We start from the raw sequence: 16,291 nt of genomic DNA, 5'->3' as shown, positions 1-16,291 counted from the left end.
CGGAGTAGACGGCAAGGGACGCTTTGTCTTCGATGAAGAGGCTGGAGTTCTCGCCCTCCAAGTAGACGGCTGGCTCGAACTTCTCGTACTCGAGCTGCATGAACGAGCCGGCATGTGCGCCGATGGCGGTCGGCACGACCTGCACCTCGACGCAGGAACGCTGTGTCATCGCCAAGAGGTGGACCAACTGATCCTTCATGACGTGGACCAGCTGATCTTTCGTCACTTCCGGCGGTCCCACCGGCAGCCCGCAAGGCCTGCTCGTGGAGGTAGACCAGACCACGATCTTGTTGGCCAGGCGCTCCTGTTCCATGAGGCTCCGTGTGGAGCTGGGCATCTGGAGATATCCGTTCTCACGCGACTCGTGGAACAGCGCGAGCAGGCGACGGACCTCTTCCGGCTTGACGCGGCAGAACCCGAGCAGCTGTTTCAGGTCGCTCTCGCTGACTCCACCCTTGCCTCGTGCGAGGTCGGAGAGCTTGGCCGGGTCCCAGTCCAGTGCTTCAGCGAGCGCGCGGTGGGTCAGGCGGGTCTGCTCGATGGCGTGCCGGACGCCCTCGCCGAACTCCCGTCCCGCCAAGCTGGAAATTCGTCGCGGCATGGCGATGAAGTTAGGAGTCCTGGTCCAGTCCCCTTCGCTCCATCGTTTCCGCCCGAATATCCCTGAAGGAAGTAGTTATTGGAGGCGGTTCAATTCTTCGAGCACTGCCTGGATCAACGGGTGGTCTTCTGTCCCGCGCCGTACGGCCGCAACGACGCGTCGTAGTGGTGGCACGCCCGCGACCGGCACGCCACGAACGGCGTTCCGCGGCGCCAACGCCACTCCAGCACCGGCGGCGACGAGGGCCTGGATCGCGCGGAAGTCGTCAGACGTGTGCCTGATGCGCGGCGTGAACCCGGCCTGCGCGCACGCCATCTCCACGACGTCCCGCAGCGGGTTGCCCGGCAGCGTCACCACCCAGTCCTCGTCGGCCAGCGCGGTCAGCTCGACCGGTCCGCCGTTCAGCGCGTGGCCCGGCGGCAGCACGACGTCGAAAGGCTCGGTGTAGAGCGGAAAGCGGGTGAAGCGGTCCGTGGCCCGGTGTTCCTCGGTGATCGCCACGTCGATCTCGCCGTCCAGCAACAGCCGCACGCTCTCGTGGCCCTCGGCGTCGCGCACGGACAGTTCGATGGACCGTTCCCGCAAGGCTGCCAACGCAGGCGCCACCACCTGCGTGATCGCCGACGCGAACGCGGCCACCGCGACCCGGCCGGACGAACCGGAGGCGAGAGCGTCCAAAGTGGCCTGTGCGCGTTCCAGTTCGGCCGCGACGACATGGGCGTGCGCGACGAGCAGTTCGCCGGCGGGGGTCAGCGAGACCCGGCGCCCCTTGCGCAGCAACAACGGATGCCCTGCCTCTGACTCCAGGGCGACCAGCTGCTGCGACACCGCTGACGGCGTGAGGTGCAGTGCAGCAGCAGCGGCCGTCACCGTGCCGTGGTCGGCGAGTGCGCGCAGCACCCGGAGCCGTCGAGGATCGATCACCGCTCAATCATGGGGGATGACAGGGGGAAGGTGACGCCGGTGAGCTGCTCGGAGACCGTCCACAGGCGACGCGCGCTGTCGTCGTCGCGGGCGTTGCCCGACCGGCCGACCAGCTTCGGTGCGCCGCGGCTCTCCATGAAGCCCTTCGGGCCGGCGTAGCTGTTGCCGGGGATGTCTGCGACGGCGGCGTACAGGGTGGGCAGCGCGCCGCTTTCGTCGCTCTGGGCGAGCAGGTGCACGACCCTCTCCTGGATCGACTCGATCAGGGGCCGTTTCCCGGACGGGCGCAGGAGGCTCGTGGCCGCCATACCGGGGTGTGCCGCAGTCGCGAGGACAGGCGAGCCGGCCTCGGCGAGCCGACGTTGCAGCTCGGCGGTGAACAGCAGGTTGGCGAGCTTGGACTGTCCGTACGCCGCCAGTGCCCGGTACGGCCTGCGCTCCCAGTTGAGGTCCGCGAAGTCGATCGAGCCTGCCCGGTGGGCGCTGGAGGAGACGGTGACCACCCGCTCCCTGATCCGGGGCAGGAGCAGGTTGGTCAGCGCGAAGTGGCCCAGGTGGTTGGTGCCGAACTGCAGCTCGAAGCCGTCGGCGGTGCGGCCGAGCGGCGGGATCATCAGGCCCGCGTTGTTGATGAGCAGGTCGACTGGCTGGTCGAAGTCGTCGGCGAACGCGCGGACCGACGTGAGGTCGGCGAGGTCGAGTCGGCGGACTTCGAGGTCGCCGGTCATCGTCGCGGCAGCCTCACGGCCTTTGGCGAGGTCTCGCACCGCCAGCACGACTCGTGCTCCCCTGGCGGCGAGCACGCGGGCGGCGACACGGCCGATGCCGCTGTTCGCGCCGGTGACGATGACGGTGCGGCCGGTCATGTCGGGGACGTCGGCCGAGGTAAATGTAGTCATGAGCAACAATGTAGACGCCGACAACAATGTCGGCAATGGCAACAAGTTTCGTATACGATCCCGAGGTGCCCGAACGGCCCTATCACCACGGACAACTCCGCTCCGCCCTGCTCGCCGCCGCCGAACGCAGCCTGCGCCAGCACGGTGAGGAGCAGCTCTCCCTGCGCGAACTGGCCAGGGAACTAGGCGTCAGCCATGCCGCACCGCGGCGCCACTTCCCCGACCGGCAGGCCCTGCTCGACGCATTGGCCGAGGCGGGGTTCGGGCGCTTGGACGCGCAACTGCGCGCCGCGTGTGCCGAAGCGGGAGACGACTTCGCGCGGCGCCTGCAGGCGACAGTGGCGGCGTACATCCGGTTCGCCACCGAGGACGCGGCGCTGCTCCAGCTGATGTTCACCAGCAAGCACCGGCCGGGCGCGGACTGCGTGGTGGTGGCGGCCGAGTCGGCGTTCGCCCTGATGCACGAGTTGATCGTCCAGGGTCAGGAAGCGGGAGCACTCGCCGTCGGAGACCCGGAACGCGTGGGAATCGTGTTGTTCGCCCTGATGCAGGGCATTGCCACCCTGATGAACGGCGACATGGTCAAGCCTGAACTGCTCGACGGCCTCGTGGAGACAGCAGTCGAGCAGTTCCTGCGGGGAGCCCGCCCGGCCTGAGGGCTCACCGCGCAATGATGGGGGATTCCACTTCGCCGTTCACGGGGACGTCCTGCGGCACGATCGGGTCGATGGTCGTCCGGTCCAGCAGGAGGTACTTCTCCTCCGAGATGGGCATCATCGCCGGCAGGCCGTACTGGGGAGTGGTGACGACGTCCCGCTTCATGATCGGCAGACCGGTTTCCGGGTTGATCACCAGCTGGGTCTCGACGTTGGAGAACTGGAACGTCGGCGGCGCGGCGATAGCCACCCCGATGCCGTAGCGGTCTTCCTGCACGTTCACCCGGTCGAGGAAGCGCACCCCGTCGAGCGTCTTGAGCAGCTCGAACGCCGCTCGTCGCTGGTCGTCGCGCACGTTGGACGTCATCAGACCCATCGCGAGGGACGCGATCCGGTAGGGAGTCTTCTCCGCGGTGAGGGCTTCCAGCGTCTTCTTCAGCTCCGCCGGATCCGTGGGCAGCGAGTCGAACGAGTCGAGGCGCACGTAGCTGTGGAGAGACATCTGGAACCCGGCGACGCTGGTCTTCTGCACGGCGGGCTTCATCGGGCCCATGCGCACCGCGTGGCTGCCTCCGACCTGAGGCACCGTCGCCGGCTTGCCCGCCTCCTCCCACCAGTTCCGGGCTTCCAGCAAGAAGGGCTCCACGGTGCCGTCCTTCTGCACCACGCTGACCTGGCTGTTCGCCGACAGCCACTGGTCGGTCTTGGAGCCGAACCGCACGAGGCGCGGGCTCGCAGCGTCGCCCACGACCATCAGCGACCACTGCTCCGTCAACACGTGCCACCACTGTGCGGGCGCACCGGGCTGCACGGTCGGAGTGGGCCGCGGCAACACGATGACTGCCAGCGCGATCACCGCCGCCACCGCCACCAGCGGGGCAAACCGCTTGAGGAACTGCTTCCTCGCGATCCGTTCTCTTGGCAGCGCGGTGATGCGCACCAGGTCGCGTTCCATCCGGTCGCGCTCGACCTCCGGCGCGGGCGGCGCTGCCTGAGCCAGCTCCTTCATGAGGTCTTCCATGACTCCCTCGCCCGGTCGATGTTCGATGTAGAGAGAGCAGCCTTCAACCGCCGTCGAGCGCGATGCAGCCGCACGAAGTACGCCGCCGTGGTGCACCCGAGCACCTGCGCGGCCTCCGCCGCCGGCAACCCGTGCCACGCGATCAGCGTGAGCACTTCCTGATCGAACTCCGACAAACTGGCCAGCGCCGCCCGCAACTCCACGACCCGAACGAAGTCATCGGTGATCGGCACGTCGTCGATCTCGTCGTGCCACACCTGCCTGCGCGACGCTCTCACCAGGTTGCGGGCAATGCCGAGCAACCACGGCAGCGCGTTGGACGGCATCTGGTCGAGCTTGCGCCAGGCGATCGTGAAGGTCTCGCTGGTGATGTCCTCCGCGAGCCGCGCCCCCGCGTGGCTCGCGGCATAGGCGAGCACCCGCGGGTAACACTCGCGGTAGACATCGGAGAAGTCCTCCACGATCGCCCCTCCCTCTTCACGAGGTAGTGCGCTGACCGCCCAGATTCTTACTCTGCTGTGACCTGAGTCACAGTGTCATCAGAACGCTCGGCAGATCGCCGACTGGTAGTTCACTCCCTGGAAGGTGTACGGAACGTCCCAGTAGACGGCCTGACCGGCGCCCACGAACGCGCAGTACTGAGGGTAGGTGCTGACCTGACCGCCGCCGTCGACGAAGCCGACCGTGACCGAGACGCCGGAGGAGTTGCAGTTCTTGTAGTACTGCCTCATCGGCCCGCCGTTGGGGTTCGACGGGTTGAAGGACGTCCAGCACGGAATGTCCGCCGCCACCGAGGCTTCGGTGATCTGCACGGCCTTCGACGGTTCCGCCTGGGAGGAAACCGTGCTCATCGCCACCAGGGCCAAGCCGCCCAGTGCTGCTGCCATCATCTTCTTGCGCATTTGACACACCTTTCTTGTTCAGTTGGGATTGAGGGTCAATTTGGAGGTCGAGTAGTTCACGCCGATTTCGGTGCGCTCGAACTCCCATTTCCAGGCCGTACCGACGGCGACGAAAACGGCTCTGTCGACGAGTACGGTGATTTGGCCGCCGCTGTCCACGTACGCGGGGGTCACGATCTGGGGATTCCCGGCCGAATTGCAGTTGCGGTAGCGCTGCGTCATCCGGCCACCGTTGGGTGCCCCAGGAACGAAGGATGTCCAACACGGTGCGTCAGCGGTTTCCGTCGCTTGGGCGACGGGAGCGGCCCATCGACAGAGAACCGTCTTGTAGTTCACGCCCGGCAAGGTGCTCGACCAGTTCCAGACCGTCCATTCGCCGGGGAGCACGCGCCGGCAGTTTTCGGCGATCGCACGGTGGTGTACTTGTCCACTCGCGTCGGTGAATCCGATGCTCACGTCCACGGCGTGCGAATTGCAGTTCCGGTAGGTCTGAGTCATCGCGGCGCCTTGAGGAGCGGGCGGGTCGAAGGTGGTCCAGCACCGCGGTGGCGTCGGGTCGGCCTGCGAGGAAGTGGCCCCGATGAGCGTCGCTGCGATCGTTGTCGCGGCTATCAGAAAGGCTCTGATCATTTTTTCCCCCAGTCACTGCGTGAGGTTGCAGATCGCGGTTGAATAGTTGACGCCTTGGACGGTCAGGTCGAAGTCCCATTTCCAGACCTCGCCGGGCTGCACCCGTTTGCATCTGTCCTTGATGACGGTGATCTGGCCGCTGCTGTTCGTGTGGACAGGTCCGACGTTGATCTCGAACTCGTTGCAGTTGCGATAGCGCTGCGACATCCGGCCACCGTTGGGTGCTGCTGGGAAGAAACTGGTCCAGCACGGCGCCTCTGCAGGACCAGGCGCGCTGTAGACCCAACCAACGAAGGCGCAGAGCACCGTCTGGTAGTTGCTGCCCGGCCTCGTGATCTGGTGATCCCAGAAGATCCAGTTGTTGACCGTCGCGGGGCGGCACCCGTCGTTGTAGTTGATTTGCCCGCTGCTGGTCCTGAATCCGGTGTCCACCACCACGTCGAACGGATTGCAGTTCCGGTAGTACTGCTTCATCGGGCCGCCTTGAGGAGCCGGCGGGTTGAAACTCGTCCAGCACGGCGGATCGACTACGGCCTGTGCGGAGATTCCGGTGAAACTCGCCACGATGGTGATCGCGGCGATCAGCAAAGCCCTGAGCATGAGTTCCCCCTTTCAGCGCAGAGCGAGCGTGAAGACGTTTCGCAGGATCTGGCGAATGGCCGCGTCATGCGGCAGAGCGCCGTTGAACGACATGGACGAAGCGCTGAAAACCCAGCCCCCGTTGGGTTTCGGCCAGAACACCATGTCCGCGCCGTTGTCGTCGTTGTTGGTGCCACGGGCGATGTGCTGCACGCCGGACATGGCCGGGTTCAGCGCGTCGACCTCCCAGCCGCTCGCGGCGCCGTTGTCGGCGTAGCTGCCGAACGTGTTGCCAGGCTTCAGTCCTGTGCCTGCCAGCAAAGGGTGATCGGCGACGACCTTGTACGGGTGGAAGTTCATGTACGCGCCGGTCAGGGCGACGCCGAGGATCTGCGACTCGGACTTGCCCAGTGCGTGGTACTCGTCGCGGCCACCGGTCGAGTTGCGGTGGGTTGCCGCGGTGCCGTTGGCGTAGCTCATCCGCTCGTACATGCCGTTGCCACCGGTGTAGATCAGCCGGCCGCCGCCCGCGAGGTAGTCGACGACGCGTTGGCGCATGCGTTCTGACCAGTACTCGGGGTGGCTGCCGAGCACGAGCGCCTTGTACTGCCGAAGCCACGTTCCGTCGGCGTCGAGGTCGCCGTCGATGTAGGTGTCGTAGCTGAAGCTGTTGTCCTCCATCCACTTCAGCAAGAACATGTCGCTGTACAGCAGGTGGTCGATGCGCCCTGGCGGGTCGACCGGGATGGACGTGCTCGGCCGCATGAACGTCAGCTGGCGCTGGCGTCCGTCCTCGCCGTTGGAGTACTGGTTGTGCCCGCCCCAGGTGTTGTAGGCGTTGTAGGTGTTGGTGGGCAGGAGGAACGCGATCTTCGAAGTCGGTGCCGTCGGCCGCACCACGAACGGGATGTGCCTGCGCAGGCCACCAGGCGACTTCATCTCCAGCGCGTACACGCCGGTCGGCCAGGAGACGGTCGCGGAGACCCGTTCCGCCCAGCCGCATCCCGCGGTCCGGTAGTTCGCGGGCAGCGTCTGGAGTCCACTTGCGATGGTCAAGCCGCTCGACACGGCCTGTTTGCCGGGCAACCGGATCACCGACGCCGTCACGCCGGTGAGGCTCGTCGAGATCGGGAACCCGATCCGCTCACCGGCACGCACCGTCAGCGAGCTCGCATAACCCTGCAGCGCTCCGGTCGCCTCGACCGAGAAACCGTTGCCGACGACCTTGAAATCGCCGTCGAACCAGGCCGGGCCGCCGTCGGCGGGCACCGTTCGCGCGTTCATCAGGCGATACCAGTGCAACGTGTCGTCGTTCGCCGGAATCGAGCCCTCGTCGAGGCGGACCGCGTAGACGCAACCGGCGTTGTCGGAGAACACCTGCTTGTGGATGCCTTCGCCCCAGCCGAAGCCGATCTCCCAGGGATTGCCGCCGTTGGCCCACGTGGCGGTGTCCGAGTTGTAGCGGAACCAGTGCAGGTTGGTGCCCTGACGGACGCCGTAGATCACGCCGTCCGGGCCCGCGGTCAACGTCTGGTACTGCTTGAAGCCGCTGCCGATCTTCACTCCGGCGCCGCCGTTGGCCCAGCCGTTCTGGTAGCGGTACCACCAGAGTCCGCCGTCGGCGTCGACGCCGTAGATGACGCCGTCCCAGCCGCCGAAGATCCGCGGGAACTGCTGGAAGCCGTCGCCGATCTGCGTGCCGCCGCCGTCGGTCCACTGCCCCTCACCGGTCGCAGGGTTGGACACGGCGTAGTGGTAACGGCGGATGGCGCCGGAACCGGTGCGGCAGAAGAACGTGCCGTCCTTGTCCGCCAGCACGTCCTGGAACTGGTTGAAGCCGTTGCCGATCGGGTGGCCCGCACCGGGCGACCAGGAGGCGCTGCCGTCGGCCCAGCCGGTGTGCCGGTAGTACAGCAGCGTGCCGTCGGCCTGAAGTGCGTAGATGACGCCGTTGCCGGCGGGGATGAGCTTGAGGAATCGCTGACGCGGGTCGAACGCCGCCTCGGCGGCGGAAGCGGTGAGGCTCCCGCCACCGAGGAGGCCGGCGCCCGCGAGCAGTGCCGCGCCCTGCAGCACCTGCCTGCGTCCGTAGGCCTGTGGTTGGTTCATGTCACACGACCGCGCTGAACATGTTGAAGCCGACGCCGATCTGCGTGCTCGTGGTGTACGGACGCCCGCCGGGGTTGGAGTTGATGTTGTTCGGGAAGTAGTGCAGCGTGCCGTCCGGTTTGCGGGCCATCAGGTCGGCGTAGCCGTCGCCGCTGAGGTCGCCGGTGATGATCTCGTTGAACGGCAGGAAGCCGCTGCCGATGTTGATGCTGTCGCCGTACGGCCTGCCGCCGGGGTTCGAGTTGATGTTGTTGGGCAGGTAGTGCAGTGAGCCGTCGCCCTGGATGCCGATGAGGTCGGCGTAGCCGTCACCGCTCACGTCGCCGGCGCGCAGTTGCGTGAAGGCCTGGAACCCGACGCCGATCTGCGTGCTGGTGGTGTACGGCCTGCCGCCGGGGTTGCTGTTGATGTTGTTCGGGAAGTAGTGCAGGGTCCCGTCCGGCTTGGTGGCGAGCAGGTCGGCGTAGCCGTCGCCGCTGACGTCGGCGAGCAGGATGTTGTTGAAGATCTGGAAGCCGCTGCCGATGTTGATGCCGTTGGTGTACGGCCTGCCGCCGGGGTTGCCGTTGATGTTGTTGGGGAAGTAGTGAAGTGATCCATCGGTTTGCACGCCGATGAGGTCGGCGTACCCGTCGCCGCTGACGTCGGCCGAGCGCACCCAGTTGAACGGCCCGAAGCCCTCGCCGATCTGCGAGCCGCTGGTGAACGGCTTGTTGCCGGGGTTCGAATTGATGTTGTTCGCGTAGTAGTACAGCGTGCCGTCCGGCTTGACCGCGGTGAGGTCCGCGTAACCGTCGCCGCTCACGTCACCGATGCGGTCGCCGCGACCGGACGTCGTGGCCACTTCGGCGAGCAACTGCCGTGCGGTGGCCTCGAACTGGTCGTAGCGCTCGGGGTGCCCGGAGATCTGCACCGCCTGCGCGATCTGGCCCGCGGTGTAGCCGGGGTTCGCCCGGTCGACGTTGACGGCCCTGGTGAAGAACTGAGTCGCCGCGTAGTCGACGTTCCTGATCTGTTCCGGCGTGCCCCAGCCCTGCGAAGGCCGCTGCTGGAAGACCCCGAGCGAGTCGCGGTCGCCGCAGTCCAGGTTGTTCATGTGCGACTCGACCCAGCCGGTCTCGAAGCCGGCGAGCATGACCTTCGGCGACACGAGGTACCGCTTGCCGACCTCGTAGACCTTCTTGGTGACGTTGAGATCGCGTGGTGGCAAGGGCATCGGGCACTCCGCGGCGGACGCGACCGGCTGCAACGCGGTCATCGCGCCGGTGACGAGCGCGGCCGTTGCCAGGCCGAGAACGAGTCTTTTCGCTGCTGTACGCATGGTTGTCCCCCCAGGACTGTTAGAGGATCGAGCTGAAGACGTCGAAGCCGACGCCGATCTGAGAGCTCGTCGTGTACGGACGGCCGCCGGCGTTGGAGTTGATGTTGTTCGGGAAGTAGTGGACGGTCCCGTCGGACTTGCGGGCCATCAGGTCGGCGTAGCCGTCGCCGCTGAGGTCGCCGGTGACGATCTCGTTGAAGACCTGGAAGCCGCTGCCGATGTTGATGCTGTCGCCGTACGGCCTGCCGCCGGGGTTCGAGTTGATGTTGTTGGGCAGGTAGTGCAGCGAACCGTCTGCCTGCACACCGATCAGGTCCGCGTACCCGTCACCGCTCACGTCGCCCGCGCGCAGCTGCGTGAAGGCCTGGAACCCCACACCGACCTGCGTGCTCGTGGTGAACGGGCGCCCGCCGGGGTTCGAGTTGATGTTGTTCGGGAAGTAGTGGAGCGTCCCGTCCGGCTTGGTGGCGAGCAGGTCGGCGTAGCCGTCGCCGCTGACGTCGGCGAGCAGGATGTTGGTGAAGACCTGGAAGCCGCTGCCGATGTTGATGCCGTTGGTGTACGGCCTGCCGCCGGGGTTGGTGTTGATGTTGTTGGGGAAGTAGTGCAGGGAACCGTCCGATTGGGCGCCGATGAGGTCCGCGTACCCGTCACCGCTGACGTCGGCGGAACGCACCCAGGTGAACGGCCCGAAGCCCACACCGATCTGGGTCCCGCTGGTGAACGGCTTGCCACCATTGGTGTTGATGTTGTTCGGGTAGTAGTGCAGCGTTCCGTCGGACTTGAGCGCGGTCAGGTCCGCGTAGCCGTCGCCACTCACGTCACCGACGTGGTCGGTGCGGGGCCGTCCGGGAGCCCCGTCGTCGACGATGTTGTTGTAGCGCATCGCCGTGAACGGGTTCGCCCACGAAGCGGGCCACACGCGCTCCTCGGCGACCTGGCCGTCCAGGTACTCCTCGCGCACGATCGGCCTGGTCTTGGCGTTGTCGTCCCACCCGACGAACAACGCGATGTGCTGGATGTTGTCGTTGTGCTGGAAGAGCACGTCACCCGGCTTCAGGTCGCCGCGCGGGATCGTGTGCATGATCTGCGGGAGGTCGAAAGTGGTGCGGGACCTGCTCAAGGCCCACGTCATCGAGACATAGCCGGAGCAGTCCGTGCGATAAGTGCCGTACTGGTTCGAGTACGAGGCGTTCTGGTTGTACGGAACGCGTGCGGCGATCCACGACTGCGACCGCGTCAGCACCTCGGACCTGGTGATCGGCCCATCCACCACGGCCGCGGACGCGGGCGAAGTGAACAGCCCTGCAATCAATGCGCTCACGGCAACCAACAGGGTTGTTCTAAGCGTGCTTTTCATGCGACGAGGTTCGCGAGGGGGACTACACGGGCAGGCACACGCCGCTACACAAACCTGTGTAGAACGGACCCTGTTCGTGTGAGTTTGTGAGGGGCGGGGATGGACTTCCGGGTGCTTGGCCCGCTTGAGGTAAGGCCGGACAACGGGCGGCCAGCAGTTCCGACGCGCCGCAAGCAGAGGCTGCTGCTCGGCATGCTGTGCCTGCACTCCAACGAGGTGATCTCGCGCGACACCGTCGTCGACTGGTTGTGGGGCGAGGCGCCGCCGGCCTCGGCCGTCGCGAACCTGCAGTCGTACGTCTCGGAGCTGCGCAAGCTGATCGGCAAGGACAGGCTGTGCACGAGCAAGGACGGCTACCTGCTGAAGATCGCGGACGACGAGCTCGACGCGGCGAACTTCGAACGGCTCGCCCGTGACGGCAAGGCGGCCGTGCGCGCCGGACGCCAGGTGGTCGCCGTGCAGCAGTTCGCCCAGGCGCTGGCGTTGTGGCGCGACGAGGTGCTGTGCGGGCTCGCGTTGCCCGATGCGGGACGAGCGGAGGCGGCGCGCCTCGACGAACTGCGGCTGGCAGCCGAGGAGGACCACGTCGAGGCACGGCTCGAGCTCGGCCTGCACCACGAGGTGGTCGGCGAGCTGCGGCGGTTGATCGACCGGCATCCGTTGCGCGAAGGCCTGTGGGCCCAGTACGCGCTCGCGTTGTACCGCTGTGGCAGGCAGGCCGAGGCGTTGGAGGCGCACCGCGAGGTGCACGACCTGCTCGACCGCGAGCTGGGTGTGCGTCCCGGCGTGCGGTTGCGGGATCTGCAGCAGCGCATGCTCCGCGCGGATCCCGATCTCGACCTGCGGCCGGTGATGACTGCGGTGTCGGTGCCCAGGCAGCTGCCGGCGTCCGCGCGGGGGTTCATCGGCAGGCAGTCCGAACTCGCTGAACTGGACGCGCTGCCTGACGGCGCCGGGGTCGGGTTGCTGACGGGTGCTCCTGGTGTCGGCAAGACGGCGTTGGCGTTGTACTGGGCGCATCGTGTCCGGGATCGCTTTCCGGATGGCCACCTCTACGCGAACGTCCACGGCGGTGTCGCACCGATCGACGTGATCGGCCGCTTCCTTCGCGCGTTGGGTGCTGCTCCCGAACGGGTGCCGACCCACGTCGACGAAGCGGCGTCGGTGTTGCGCACGTTGCTGGCCGACCGGCGAGTGCTGATGGTCCTCGACAACGCCGAGACAGCGGACGACGTGCGCCCGCTGCTGCCGGCGAGCAACGGCTGCTTCGCGCTGGTGACCAGCAGGGATCGGCTGGACGGGCTGGTGGTCGCGGACGGGGCGCGCCGGATGACGCTCTCCGTCCTCCCGGCGAAGGAGTCGACCGAGCTGCTGGTGGAGGCGCTCGGCGAACGACGAGCCGCCGCCGAACCCGACGCCGTCGCCGAGCTCGCCGAACTGTGCGGGCACCTGCCGCTGGCGCTGCGGATCGCCGCCGCCAACCTCGCCAACGTGCCGTTCCGCACCCTGTCCGACGGCGTCCGGGACCTCGCCGACGGCGGCCTGTCGTCGCTGGAGGTGCTCGGATCCGGCGACCTCGCCGTGCGCAGGGCGTTCGACATGTCCTACCGTGCGTTGTCGCAGCCCGCGCAACGACTGTTCCGCAGGCTCGGCCTGTTGCCGGGCGGGTGGTTCTCCGTCGAGTCCGCCGCGGCGCTGGCGAGTACGGCGGTGGGGGACCTGCGCACGTTGCTCGACGAGCTGGCAAGCGCGCACCTCGTCGTTCAGTCCGATTGGGAGCGGTTTGTCATGCACGACCTGTTGCGGATGTACGCGGCGGAGCTCGCGGACGCGTTCGACGACGCGGAGGACCGGGCGGCGGCAACGCGTGCGCTGGTGGGTGCCTACGTGACAGCCGTCGAACGGGCCGCGGCCGGGATCGCGTCCGCCGATCCCGATGAACGCGACCAGGCGATGCGCTGGATCGAGGCCGAGCTGCCGAACCTGGTCGCGATCGCGGAGACCGCCGGTGCCGTCGGTCGACCGGACGCCGCCTGGCGGATCGCCGAACAGCTCGGCGGCTACTTCTGGTTGAGCCGGCCCGTGTCGCACTGGTTGCGGCTGGCCACCGCCGCCCAGGAGAGCGCTCAGCAGGCCGACGACAAGCGCGCGCTCGCGTCGGCGAAGCGGCTGCTCGGCGAGGCGCGGCACTGCCTCGGCCAGAACGAGGAAGCGATCGTGCACCTCGCGGACGCGCTCGCGCTGGCACGTGAGTCCGGAGACCGCGTCGCCGAGGCGGCGAACCTCATGTTCCTCGGGCTGGTCGAGCAGGACCGCGGCAGCCTGCCCGATGCCGAACGGCACTTCAACGACTGCATCGACATCGCCCAGGACGACCGGCTCATGGCGGCGGGAGCCAAGGGCAACCTCGGCTACGTCCGGCAGCTGATGGGTCAGTACGACGTCGCGGACGACCTCTACCGGTGGGCCCTGGCCTGCTACGACGAGATCGATCCGCCGCTCGTCGGCTCGGCGTACAACATGCTGGCCCTCCTCGCCCACGAACGCGGCCGGTACGACGACGCCATGGAGCACGTCTCAATGGCGCTGTCACGGAGCCAGGGCTACGACCGAGGCGTCGAGGCCCACGCGCTGGACACACTCGCTCGGGTGCAACGCGACACCGGTGAGCTCGACGCCGCACTGGCGACCGCGCAACGGTCGACCGAACTCGCGGGAAAGCTCGCCGACCTGCGCGCGGAGACCGACGCGTTGAACACGCTCGGCTCGATCGAACTGCTCGCCGGCCGGTTCGCCAGGGCGGCCGAGCGACACACCAACGCCGTTGCGCTGGCTCGCAGGTCAGGGGTCGTGGTGCAGCAGCTGGAGTCTTTGCTCGGCGCGGCCAGGGCGAACCTCGCGATGAGCGAGACCGAGGCTGCCGGCGAGCTGCTGCGTGACGTCGAAGAACGCGCGGTCGACGGCGGTTTCGCCGTACTGGCTGCGAGCGCCCGCGCACTGCGGGTGAGCGTTAACTGATATTGACGCTCTCGCTCGGGCTGTGCCAATCTGAGCGAGCAGCATCTGGGGGGTGTTTTGCAGGTGGCCGAAGACGGGACAAGTCTGTCCAGCAAGATCAGTTTCTTGTTCAGCACGGTGCTGGGGCCGAACGGCGAGCTGTTTACACCGCGCACGCTGGCCGCTCACATCCAGGAGCGGTTCGACGTCAAGATCTCGCACACGTACCTGTGGCAGTTGCGCACGGGTGAGCGGGACAACCCGACGAAGCAGCACATCGAGGTGCTCAGCAGCGCGTTCGGCGTGACACCCGCGTACTTCTTCGCCGACGACGAGGCCTATCTGGCGCGCGTGCGCAACCAGGTCCAGGCGTTGCAGGCCATGAAGACCACGAAGGTCGACGCGTTGCAGGCGCGGGTCATCGAGCTCAACGACGCCGAACCCGAGGTGCGCGACAGGATCGCCCAGCTCATCAACCTCGCGCTCAACCTGCATCGTGACGGGGGCCGCGATGAGACTGACTGAACGATCCACTGTGGACCGCCGGGCGCTGCGCGGGAGGATCGCGAAGGCCATCGACGGTGTGGAGATCCCCCGCCCGTTCGAGATCGGCGAGTTCGTCCGGAGGCTCGGCGAGCACCGGGGCCGGCAGATCCACCTGTTCGCCGTCGACCTGTCCGCGGCGAGCGACGTGCGCGGACTGTGGCTCGCCACCGCCACCGAGGACTTCATCTTCCACGAGCTCGGCACGTCCAGGCTGCACCAGGAGAACACGATCCTGCACGAGGTCGCGCACATGCTGCTCGACCACCGCGGCAACGGCCACCTCGACGAGGCACAGGCACGGGTGTTCTTCCCCGACCTCGACCCTCAGGCGGTGCGGGACGTCTTCGGCCGGTCCGCGTACAGCCGTGTGCTGGAGCAGGAGGCGGAGTTCGGCGCGGCCGCGCTGTGGGACCTCATCGGCAGAAGGCTGGTCCCCGGCCGTGACCTGGACCCGGCCTCGGCGGCCGTCGTCGACAGGTTCGACGAGGTGCTGGGTGAGGTCCGGTGATCGTCAACCAGGTTCTGCACATCACGATCTGTGTCCTGTTCACGGTGCTGATCGCGTACAAGTTCGCCGACCTGCTGCGCCGGCCCACCAACCCGGCCATGTGGGGCCTGTGGGGCGCGCTGGCCGGCTTCGGGTTCGGTCTCACCGTCGGCGTCGACGTGGTGTTCAAGGCGATGGACCGAGTGGTCCCGGGAAGTCCCTGGTGGCTGCAGCACGTCCTGCTGTGCGGTGCAGGGTGGGCGTTGCAGGTGTTCTTCATCTACTCGATCGACGAGGGCCGTGCCGCTCACCGGCGCATGGTCCGATGGGGTCTCGTGTACCTCGCTGGACAGGTGCTGATCACCGCGCTGTACGTGCCGGCCTACCTGCGCGGTGACGTCGCCGCGATGTTGCGGCAGGACTTCGCGAACGCCCCGCTCGCGGTGCTGATGAACCTCGTTTTCGTCGCTCACGTCGGTGTCGTGATGATGACGATCACGCGCATGGCGTGGACGTGGACGAAGGTGGCCGATCGGGTGTGGCTGCGGCGGGGCCTGCGGTTGATCGCGATCGGTTCGGCGTTCGCCGCGTTGCTACCCGTGCACAAGATCGGTTATGTGTCGGCGGTGTACCTCGGGTACCAGCCGCCGTGGTCGGAGTTCCGCTGGAGCTTTTACCCGATCATGATCGGCGTCGCGCTGGCGACCGTCGGCGCCCTGTTGCCGAGGTGGGGGCCGAGGTTCGACGCGATGTGGCAGTGGGCACTGCACTACCGCTCGTACCGGCGACTCGCTCCACTGTGGACGGCGTTGGTCGGTGCGTTCCCCGAGGTGCAGCTGGAAGCGCCGTACCGGCTCGTCCGCGACGGCTACCGGCTCGACGACCTGCGGTACTTCGTCTACCGGCGGGTGATCGAGATCTGGGACGCGCGGCGTGCGCTGCGCCCGTACACCAGCCGGTCGCACCGCGACTCCGCGATCGCTTCCGCACGGGCGGCGGGGTTGAGCGACACCGAGATCACCGCGGTCGCCGAGGCTGCGAGCGTGGCGGAAGGGTTGCGTGCGCGCAAACACGGCCGTGATCGCAGCGAAGACGACTACGCGCCGAAGATGCCTGGCGGATCCGACCTCGCCGCCGAGGTGGCGTGGCTGGAGCAGGTCGCCGGCGCGTTCATCCGTGCGGAGGCGAGATGACCCCGCTGGCCGGACCTTCGCCGTTCCGCCCGCCGGTGCGGACGGGCGAACCCGAACCCGCACCGG

The 16,291-nt window shown here is 67.3% G+C and carries 15 protein-coding genes and 1 pseudogene; 5 read left to right on the top strand and 11 right to left on the bottom strand.

Annotation, left to right across the window (positions count from 1 at the left end; genetic code table 11):
* Positions 1–7: 7 nt before the first annotated feature.
* The 3 genes and pseudogenes from ACWGE0_RS08525 to ACWGE0_RS08515 form a co-directional block, all read right to left on the bottom strand.
* Positions 8–601, bottom strand: a pseudogene (locus ACWGE0_RS08525) (Scr1 family TA system antitoxin-like transcriptional regulator); the annotation flags it as partial.
* A gap of 75 nt (positions 602–676) precedes the next feature.
* Positions 677–1,525 carry a LysR family transcriptional regulator gene (locus tag ACWGE0_RS08520; RefSeq protein ID WP_452260291.1) on the bottom strand — a complete coding sequence of 283 codons (849 nt, stop codon included), beginning with the start codon at positions 1,523–1,525 and terminating at the stop codon, positions 677–679.
* A complete protein-coding gene (locus ACWGE0_RS08515) occupies positions 1,522–2,424 on the bottom strand; it encodes an oxidoreductase (RefSeq protein WP_452260290.1) in 903 nt (300 codons plus the stop codon). Before ACWGE0_RS08515 ends, ACWGE0_RS08520 begins: the two co-directional genes overlap by 4 nt.
* A 65-nt stretch (positions 2,425–2,489) precedes the next feature.
* On the opposite strand from ACWGE0_RS08515, the gene ACWGE0_RS08510 reads away from it, so the two are divergent.
* On the top strand, positions 2,490–3,080 hold the full coding sequence (locus ACWGE0_RS08510) for a TetR/AcrR family transcriptional regulator (RefSeq protein ID WP_452260289.1): 591 nt from the start codon (positions 2,490–2,492) through the stop codon (positions 3,078–3,080).
* Positions 3,081–3,084: 4 nt separating this feature from the next.
* On the opposite strand, the gene ACWGE0_RS08505 is transcribed toward ACWGE0_RS08510, so the two are convergent.
* The 8 genes from ACWGE0_RS08505 to ACWGE0_RS08470 form a co-directional block, all read right to left on the bottom strand.
* Positions 3,085–4,101 (bottom strand): hypothetical protein, encoded by a 1,017-nt coding sequence (locus ACWGE0_RS08505; protein ID WP_452260288.1) that lies wholly within the window; start codon positions 4,099–4,101, stop codon positions 3,085–3,087.
* Entirely contained in the window at positions 4,086–4,562 is a 477-nt protein-coding gene (locus ACWGE0_RS08500; protein ID WP_452260287.1) for an RNA polymerase sigma factor, read from the bottom strand. The genes ACWGE0_RS08505 and ACWGE0_RS08500 overlap by 16 nt, the downstream gene beginning before the upstream one ends.
* Before the next feature lie 78 nt (positions 4,563–4,640).
* A complete protein-coding gene (locus ACWGE0_RS08495; RefSeq protein WP_452260286.1) occupies positions 4,641–5,003 on the bottom strand; it encodes a hypothetical protein in 363 nt (120 codons plus the stop codon).
* A gap of 18 nt (positions 5,004–5,021) precedes the next feature.
* Complete coding sequence (locus tag ACWGE0_RS08490; protein WP_452260285.1) at positions 5,022–5,633, bottom strand: hypothetical protein; 612 nt, start codon at positions 5,631–5,633, stop codon at positions 5,022–5,024.
* A gap of 12 nt (positions 5,634–5,645) precedes the next feature.
* Positions 5,646–6,221 carry a hypothetical protein gene (locus tag ACWGE0_RS08485; protein ID WP_452260284.1) on the bottom strand — a complete coding sequence of 192 codons (576 nt, stop codon included), beginning with the start codon at positions 6,219–6,221 and terminating at the stop codon, positions 5,646–5,648.
* A gap of 24 nt (positions 6,222–6,245) precedes the next feature.
* A complete protein-coding gene (locus ACWGE0_RS08480; RefSeq protein ID WP_452260283.1) occupies positions 6,246–8,321 on the bottom strand; it encodes a N,N-dimethylformamidase beta subunit family domain-containing protein in 2,076 nt (691 codons plus the stop codon).
* Position 8,322: 1 nt separating this feature from the next.
* Positions 8,323–9,642 (bottom strand): FG-GAP repeat domain-containing protein, encoded by a 1,320-nt coding sequence (locus ACWGE0_RS08475; protein WP_452260282.1) that lies wholly within the window; start codon positions 9,640–9,642, stop codon positions 8,323–8,325.
* A 19-nt stretch (positions 9,643–9,661) separates the two neighbouring features.
* Positions 9,662–10,966: an FG-GAP-like repeat-containing protein gene (locus tag ACWGE0_RS08470; RefSeq protein WP_452260281.1), complete on the bottom strand. Its 1,305-nt coding sequence runs from the start codon at positions 10,964–10,966 to the stop codon at positions 9,662–9,664.
* 135 nt (positions 10,967–11,101) lie between these two features.
* Here ACWGE0_RS08470 and ACWGE0_RS08465 point away from each other — a divergent pair, with 135 nt between their 5' ends.
* The 4 genes from ACWGE0_RS08465 (at position 11,102) to ACWGE0_RS08450 (ending at position 16,225) form a co-directional block, all read left to right on the top strand.
* Positions 11,102–14,020, top strand: a complete 2,919-nt coding sequence (locus ACWGE0_RS08465) for a BTAD domain-containing putative transcriptional regulator (RefSeq protein ID WP_452260280.1) — start codon at positions 11,102–11,104, stop codon at positions 14,018–14,020.
* Between the two features lie 105 nt (positions 14,021–14,125).
* The gene (locus ACWGE0_RS08460; RefSeq protein ID WP_452260279.1) at positions 14,126–14,524 is read left to right on the top strand and encodes an XRE family transcriptional regulator; all 399 of its coding nucleotides are present in this window, start codon (positions 14,126–14,128) and stop codon (positions 14,522–14,524) included.
* Entirely contained in the window at positions 14,511–15,053 is a 543-nt protein-coding gene (locus ACWGE0_RS08455) for a hypothetical protein (protein ID WP_452260278.1), read from the top strand. Before ACWGE0_RS08460 ends, ACWGE0_RS08455 begins: the two co-directional genes overlap by 14 nt.
* Positions 15,050–16,225, top strand: a complete 1,176-nt coding sequence (locus tag ACWGE0_RS08450) for an MAB_1171c family putative transporter (RefSeq protein ID WP_452260277.1) — start codon at positions 15,050–15,052, stop codon at positions 16,223–16,225. Before ACWGE0_RS08455 ends, ACWGE0_RS08450 begins: the two co-directional genes overlap by 4 nt.
* Positions 16,226–16,291: the final 66 nt, after the last annotated feature.

Source organism: Lentzea sp. NPDC054927, from assembly GCF_053610285.1.
Note: the sequence above shows the minus strand (reverse complement) of the source record. Positions and strands in the feature narration are given on the sequence as shown.

What these genes read in the sequence shown, in the direction of transcription:
- ACWGE0_RS08515 (WP_452260290.1), bottom strand. Translation starts at nt 2,424, where the DNA reads ATGACTACATTTACCTCGGCCGACGTCCCCGACATGACCGGCCGCACC.
- ACWGE0_RS08505 (WP_452260288.1), bottom strand. Translation starts at nt 4,101, where the DNA reads ATGGAAGACCTCATGAAGGAGCTGGCTCAGGCAGCGCCGCCCGCGCCG.
- ACWGE0_RS08495 (WP_452260286.1), bottom strand. Translation starts at nt 5,003, where the DNA reads ATGCGCAAGAAGATGATGGCAGCAGCACTGGGCGGCTTGGCCCTGGTG.
- ACWGE0_RS08490 (WP_452260285.1), bottom strand. Translation starts at nt 5,633, where the DNA reads ATGATCAGAGCCTTTCTGATAGCCGCGACAACGATCGCAGCGACGCTC.
- ACWGE0_RS08480 (WP_452260283.1), bottom strand. Translation starts at nt 8,321, where the DNA reads ATGAACCAACCACAGGCCTACGGACGCAGGCAGGTGCTGCAGGGCGCG.
- ACWGE0_RS08475 (WP_452260282.1), bottom strand. Translation starts at nt 9,642, where the DNA reads ATGCGTACAGCAGCGAAAAGACTCGTTCTCGGCCTGGCAACGGCCGCG.
- ACWGE0_RS08465 (WP_452260280.1), top strand. Translation starts at nt 11,102, where the DNA reads ATGGACTTCCGGGTGCTTGGCCCGCTTGAGGTAAGGCCGGACAACGGG.
- ACWGE0_RS08455 (WP_452260278.1), top strand. Translation starts at nt 14,511, where the DNA reads ATGAGACTGACTGAACGATCCACTGTGGACCGCCGGGCGCTGCGCGGG.